Annotated in this window: 6 protein-coding genes and 2 pseudogenes; 5 read left to right on the top strand and 3 right to left on the bottom strand. The window is 73.3% G+C overall.

The annotated features are described in order from the left end of the window. From ACFXA3_RS31915 to ACFXA3_RS31935, 5 genes and pseudogenes are all read left to right on the top strand, one after another. Positions 1-328, top strand: a pseudogene (locus ACFXA3_RS31915) (hypothetical protein); the annotation flags it as partial. A gap of 126 nt (positions 329-454) precedes the next feature. Further along, complete coding sequence (locus ACFXA3_RS31920) at positions 455-1,087, top strand: hypothetical protein (protein ID WP_385192460.1); 633 nt, start codon at positions 455-457, stop codon at positions 1,085-1,087. Positions 1,088-1,216: 129 nt separating this feature from the next. Further along, complete coding sequence (locus tag ACFXA3_RS31925) at positions 1,217-1,453, top strand: ferredoxin (protein WP_385192474.1); 237 nt, start codon at positions 1,217-1,219, stop codon at positions 1,451-1,453. Then, the gene (locus ACFXA3_RS31930) at positions 1,446-2,837 is read left to right on the top strand and encodes an NAD(P)/FAD-dependent oxidoreductase (protein WP_385192463.1); all 1,392 of its coding nucleotides are present in this window, start codon (positions 1,446-1,448) and stop codon (positions 2,835-2,837) included. The genes ACFXA3_RS31925 and ACFXA3_RS31930 overlap by 8 nt, the downstream gene beginning before the upstream one ends. A gap of 26 nt (positions 2,838-2,863) precedes the next feature. Beyond that, complete coding sequence (locus tag ACFXA3_RS31935; RefSeq protein WP_385192465.1) at positions 2,864-4,105, top strand: cytochrome P450; 1,242 nt, start codon at positions 2,864-2,866, stop codon at positions 4,103-4,105. Between the two features lie 76 nt (positions 4,106-4,181). On the opposite strand, the gene ACFXA3_RS31940 is transcribed toward ACFXA3_RS31935, so the two are convergent. The 3 genes and pseudogenes from ACFXA3_RS31940 to ACFXA3_RS31950 form a co-directional block, all read right to left on the bottom strand. Beyond that, on the bottom strand, positions 4,182-4,844 hold the full coding sequence (locus tag ACFXA3_RS31940; RefSeq protein WP_385192468.1) for an HAD family acid phosphatase: 663 nt from the start codon (positions 4,842-4,844) through the stop codon (positions 4,182-4,184). 90 nt (positions 4,845-4,934) lie between these two features. Next, positions 4,935-5,693 carry a 3-hydroxybutyrate dehydrogenase gene (locus ACFXA3_RS31945; protein WP_385192471.1) on the bottom strand — a complete coding sequence of 253 codons (759 nt, stop codon included), beginning with the start codon at positions 5,691-5,693 and terminating at the stop codon, positions 4,935-4,937. Between the two features lie 122 nt (positions 5,694-5,815). Beyond that, positions 5,816-6,243 (bottom strand): annotated as a pseudogene (locus ACFXA3_RS31950) (hypothetical protein); the annotation flags it as partial.

Raw genomic sequence — 6,243 nt, forward strand, 5'->3', positions numbered from 1 at the left:
CACCATCACCCGCCGGGACGACCTCTTCCGGCAGCTCGACACCCGCCTCCCGGGCGCACCCCTGCTGGACCTCCAGGAGTACGCGATGGGCACGGTCTGCGCCGCGGTCCCGATCACCTCGGGGCCCGACGCCGAATGCCTGGCCCTGTCGATCCCGGCCCCGGAACGGCACCGCCTGGTGCAGGCGGCCCGGATCCTGCGGAGCGAGGCCGCGGCGGTCCTGCTCGCGCTGATCGTGGCCGGCAGCGCCCCGGGCACTCCCCGGCCGCAGCCGCAACGGGCCGAGGGGGCGGACGCACCGGACGGCATCCTGATCACGGCCACGTAGGGCCTGATCCGCACGACGGGCCCGGTGGCCGCCCCGGGTCCGCGGTCGGGTGGCGGCGCCTCCCGGGCGTCACCCGAACGGGTCGTCCCGCTGGCACCGCGGCCCGGCGGGCGGCTTGCTGGAGGAATGACACAGGGAGCAGCCGGGACGCCCCCGGCACACGACCTGAGCACCCCCAAGGCCGCCGGGCTGGCCGGGGTGGTCTTCGCCGTCCTGCTGGCGGCGGCGATGGTGCTCGCACGGATCTCACTGCCCGAGGGGGCCGGGGGCGAGGAGGTGGCGCTCGCCCCGGGCCGCCGCAGCGAGCTGACGACGGCCATGGAACTCATCCCCTTCGCGGGCATCGCCTTCCTGTGGTTCATGGGCGCGCTGCGCCAGCACACCGGCGACGCCGAGGACCGGTTCATCGCCACGGTGTTCATGGGCAGCGGCCTGGTCTTCGTCGCCTGCCTCTTCGGCGCCGTCGCCGCCGCCGGAACCGTGCTCGACGCGGACGATCCCACGGGCTTCGGCCGGCACTTCGCCTACAACCTGCTCACGACCTACGGGATGCGGATGGCCGCCGTCTTCGTCCTCGCCACCTCGACCCTCGGGCGCAAACTCGGGGTCCTCCCCAGGCCCCTGGTGCTGATCGGCACCGCGGCCGGCCTGGTCCTGCTCGTGGTGGGATCCACCCTGCCCTGGTCCGAGCTGGTCTTCCCGGCCTGGGCCCTGCTGATCAGCCTGTACATCCTGCGCACCGCCCGCGGTAACCGGTGATCCCCGCCCGCCGCATCCCGTGAACCCGTCCGGCCGTCACCCCGATGGCCGCGCCGGACGGGCCCTGCGGCTCCCCGGGCCGCACGCTGGCCGGGGAGTCGGAGGGGCCAACGAAAGGACTGGACCTTGCTGAGGCTTGTCGTCGATCTCAACCGGTGCCAGGGATACGCCCAATGCGCCTTCCTCGCACCCGACGTCTTCGCGATGCACGGAGACGAAGGCCTGCTCTACGACCCGCAGGCGCAGGACGCCCACCGCGAGCGCGTCGCCCAGGCCGTCGCCGCCTGTCCCGTACAGGCGATCATCGTGGACGAACTGGACATGGCCGCCACCGCGCCCGCCGCCGGGGAGGACTCCGATGGCTGACGCAGCACTGGACCGCCTCAAGGCGGACGGCCGGATCGTCGTCGTCGGTGCCTCGCTCGCCGGACTGCGCGGCGCCGAGACCCTGCGCGAGAAGGGGTTCAAGGGCTCGCTGACCATGATCGGCGACGAGCCCCACGAACCGTACGACCGCCCGCCCCTGTCGAAGCAGGCACTGCTCGGCATGGGCACGGCCGAGGGCACGGCGCTGCCCCGCCGCCGCGACATCGACGCCGAGTGGCGCCTCGGCGTACCGGCCGCAGGCCTCGACATGGCGGGACGTCGGGTCAAGCTCGCCGACGGCGACGAGGTGCCCTACGACCGGCTGCTGATCGCCACCGGCGTACGGGCCCGGCCCTGGCCGAACCCGGCCGAGGCCGAGCTCGACGGCGTGTTCGTCCTGCGGACCCGCGACGACGGCGCTGCCCTGGCCCGGCGGCTCGACGCGGGCCCGCGCCGGGTGCTGGTCATCGGCGCGGGGTTCACCGGCTCGGAGATCGCCTCCGCCTGCCGCGAGCGCGGACTGGAGGTCACAGTCGCCGAGCGCGGCGACGCCCCCCTCGTCGGCGCCCTCGGCGGGGTCGTCGGGGCCGTCGCCGCCGAACTCCACCGGGAGAACGGGGTCGACCTGCGCACCGGGGTCATGGTCACCGCCCTGGAGGGCGATGCCACCGGACGGGTGCGCGCCGCGCACTTCTCCGACGACACCAGCCTGGAGTGCGACGTCGTGGTCGTATCGCTCGGCGCCCAGCGCAACACCGAGTGGCTGAACGGATCCGGGCTGGGCGCCGGCCCCCGCGGCATCGCCTGCGACGCCGGCTGCCGGGCCTTCGACATCCGAGGCATCGTCACCGACGACATCTTCGTGGCGGGCGACGTGGCCCGCTCCCCGCACCCGCTGTTCGGCTACCAGTTCCTGTCCCTGGAGCACTGGGGCAACGCGGTCTCCCAGGCGGAGACCGCGGCCCACAACATGCTCAGCGAGAGCACCGAGCGCCGGCCGCACATCTGGGTCCCGGCCTTCTGGTCCTCGCAGTTCGGCGTGAGCATCAAGTCGGTGGGCGTGCCCTCGATGGGCACCGAGATCATGATCACCCAGGGCTCGCGCGCCGAACGCCGCTTCACCGGCGTCTACGGCTACCAGGGCCGCGTCATCGGGGCGGTCACCTTCGACAACTCGCGCTGGCTCCAGTTCTACCAGCAGCAGATCGAGGCCACGGCCCCCTTCCCGCCGCCGTTCCCCACGGTCGACCGGCGCCCCGAAGGACAGAAGCCGCTCCCCGCGGACTTCCCGGACCCGTCCGTGCCCACGCACGGCCCGACCGTCACCCTCAGCGGATATTCGCCGGCCGACCGGCGGATGACCTTCACCCCCGCCGGGCACTGACCCGCACGCCCTCCGGAGGACCCGGCATGAAGCAAGGCATCCTGACCGACATCCTCGACTACTCGAACCGCGCGAACCCGTACCCGCTGTACGAGGAGCTGCGCAAGACCCCGGTCTTCCACGACGGGGAAGGCCCGTACGTCATCAGCACGTACCACGACATCCAGAGCCTGCTGCACGACCCGCGGCTCAGCTCCGACGCCCGCAACCTGGCCGCCACGGCGGGGGATCCGCTGGCCGAGGGCGAGGACGAGGGGGCCGCGGCACTGCCGCCGAGCTTCCTCAAGCTGGACCCCCCGGAGCACGACCGGCTGCGCCGGATGACCAACCGCCCCTTCGGGCCGCCGCACTCCCCGCACCGCATCGACGGGATGCGCGACGACCTGCACGGCATCGTCACCGGACTCATCGACAACCTCGGCGACCCCGGAGAGATCGACCTGGTCGACCAGTTCTCGTACCCGTTCCCCGTCACCATGATCTGCCGGCTGCTCGGAGTGCCGCGCGAGGACGAGGCACGCTTCCACGTCTGGGCCGACACCCTGGCCGCGAGCCTGGACCCGGACCCCGACGCCGATCCGGCGGAGCGGGACAAGACCACCCACGACGCCCGGATGGAACTCGGCATGTACCTGGCCGGGCTGATCGAGGAGCGGCGCAAGAACCCCGGCGACGACATGCTCTCCCAACTGGCCGTCGGACACGGCCAGGACGAGACGATGAGCACGATGGAACTGCTCAGCACCGCCGCCCTGCTGCTCATCGCGGGCCACGAGACCACCGTCAACCTCATCACGAACGGGATGCTCACCCTGCTGCGCAACCCGGACATCCTCCGGCAGCTGCGCGAGACGCCGGGGCTGGCCGTGCCCATGGTGGAGGAACTGCTGCGGTTCGAGCCGCCGGTGCAGCTGCTGCCCCAGCGCACCCCGCTCGTCGACATCGAGGTCCGCGGGATCACCATCCCCAAGGGCTCCTCGATGTGGCTGGTCCTCGCCTCGGGCAACCGGGACCCGCACCGCTTCGAGAACCCGGACCGGTTCGACCCGTACCGCAAGGACATCCAGCACCTGGGTCTCGGCAGCGGCATCCACAGCTGCTTCGGCGCCCCGCTCGCCCGGCTGGAGGCGCAGCTCGCGCTGACCGAACTCGCCCGCCGCCTGGAGAACCCGCGCCTGATCGAGGACCCGCCGCCCTACCGGCAGAACGCGGTCCTGCGCGGCCCGCGCCACCTGCGCATCACCTGTGACGGGATCCGGCCCAGCTGACCCGCGGCGCCGTTGCCGGCCACCCGGGGGGGGGCGGCCGGCCGCGCCCCCCCGGGGAGGAGAGCGTGCCCGCCGATTACCGCCGCTTGGAGGTGCGCGCCGCCTGACCCCCCCCCCCGTCGCTGTTGTTGTTCCCGATGTTGGCGATGATCGTGTAACCGCGGGACTCGATCTCCGCGCGCTTGCCGGTCTTGTACGCGCTGACCTCGTCGAAGAGGTCGGGCAGGTCCCGGACGTACAGGCCCGTGACGGGGTAGCCGACCGCCTTGAGGTTGTGCTCGGTGAAGGACTGGATGATCCCGGGGCGGGCGGTGACGAAGAAGATGGCCACCCCGTGGTCGTTGGCGTACCGGGTCAGGTCGCGGACCTCGGAGATCGCCGGGGTCGGGAAGGTCCAGAACCAGTGGAAGTCCGTCTCCAGCGAGGAGTTGTCGATGTCCAGGACGATCGCGGGCTTCTCGCCGGCCGGGGCCTGGGCGATCCGCTGCTCGACGTACGGGCGCGCCTGGGCCATGACCGCGGCCACGTCACGCTTCCACGTGCCGTAGTCGACCCCGCGCAGGAGCGCGTTCCCGCCGGGCGCGGAGGAGGTGGCCGAGGCCGGGGCGGCCGCCGGGGCCGGAACCGGAGCGGGGGCGGCCTGGGCGGAGGCGGACGGGGCCAGCATCAGGACGACGGTGGCCGCGGCCGTGCCGGTCGCGGTGGCGAGCAGGCGTACGCGGGCGCGGGTGCTGCGCATGTGGGGGCGCTCCTCAGTGGCTGAAATTTGACATGTACGGAGCCAGAATCCGCAAGATCGGAGCCCATGTCTACTGGTCGGTAGTTAATTTCAGGTGGCCGTCCAGCCACCATCGAGGGGGAGCGAGGTGCCCGTGAGGTAGCCGGCGTGCGGTCCGCACAGCCACACGGCGGCCGCCGCGACCTCCTCCGGCTCGATCAGGCGCTTGATCGCGGAGCGGGTCAGCAGCACCTGCGACAGCACCTCGCCGGGGCTGATGCCGTGCGCGGCGGCCTGCTGTCCGATCTGGGCCTCGACCAGCGGCGTACGGACGTAACCGGGGCTGATGCAGTTGCTGGTCACCCCGTACGGGGCGCTCTCGACCGCGGTGACCTTGCTCAGCCCCTCCAGCCCGTGCTTGGCGGCGACGTAGGCGGACTTGTAGGCACTGGCGCGCAGCCCGTGCGCACTGGAGATGTTGACCACGCGGCCCCAGCCGCCGGCGTACATGTGCGGCAGCACGTGCCGCAGCAGCAGGAACGGCGCGGTCACCATCACCTGCTGGATCAGCGCGAACCGCTCGGGCGGGAACTCGGTGAGCGGGGCGACGTGTTGCAGGCCGGCACTGTTGACCAGGATGTCCACGGCCCTCGGCAGCCGCTCGATCGCGGCGGGGTCGGCGAGGTCCACCACGTGCGCCCGCCCGCCGGTGAGCCCCGCGACGGCCTCGGCCGACTCCTCGTCGATGTCGACCACGTGCACGCTCGCGCCCGCCTCGGCCAGGGCGACCGCACAGGCCCGCCCGATGCCGCTGCCGCCGCCGGTCACCAGCGCGACGCGCTCCCGCAGGAAAGGAAGTTGGCTCGTCATGGCTGAACACTAGGGAGCGCGACCGGCCGCGCCCATGGCGGCGCCCACCACACTCGGGGCCGGCTCCGTGGTGGACGCCGCCATGCCCGCCGCGCGCGGGCGCCCGCAGCGGACGGGGTCCTTCAACGCCGCTGCACGGAAAGGAAATCGAGCAGCGCGGTGCTCGCGTCCAGCGCGGTGCTCACGGACCCGAACCCCGCGGGCGGCGGCATCGTCGAACCCGGCCAGGTGTGCCCCGCCCCCTGCATCAGCAGCAGCCGGACGGTCGCCCCCGCGGGCCCCGGCGGCCAGGTGACCGCGTCGTAGCCGGGCTCGGCCTCCTCGACCGGGGCTCCGGCGCCCCCGGCGCCGGCGAACGCCTCCGCGCTCGCCCGGGCCGACATGGTCGGGGTGACGGGCTCCTCCCCGGGAGCGGCCGGACCCGGGCTGGGCAGCCCGGCCGCCGGGCGTACGGGGGCCGCGGCCCCGTTGACGATACGGTCGGGCCCCGCCCCGGCCGGCTTCACGGGCGCGGCCCCGGGGGGGGGTTGACCGGGGAGCGAGACCGCCC

Origin of the sequence: Streptomyces sp. NPDC059456 (assembly GCF_042750055.1) — a bacterium.
Classification (GTDB): domain Bacteria; phylum Actinomycetota; class Actinomycetes; order Streptomycetales; family Streptomycetaceae; genus Streptomyces.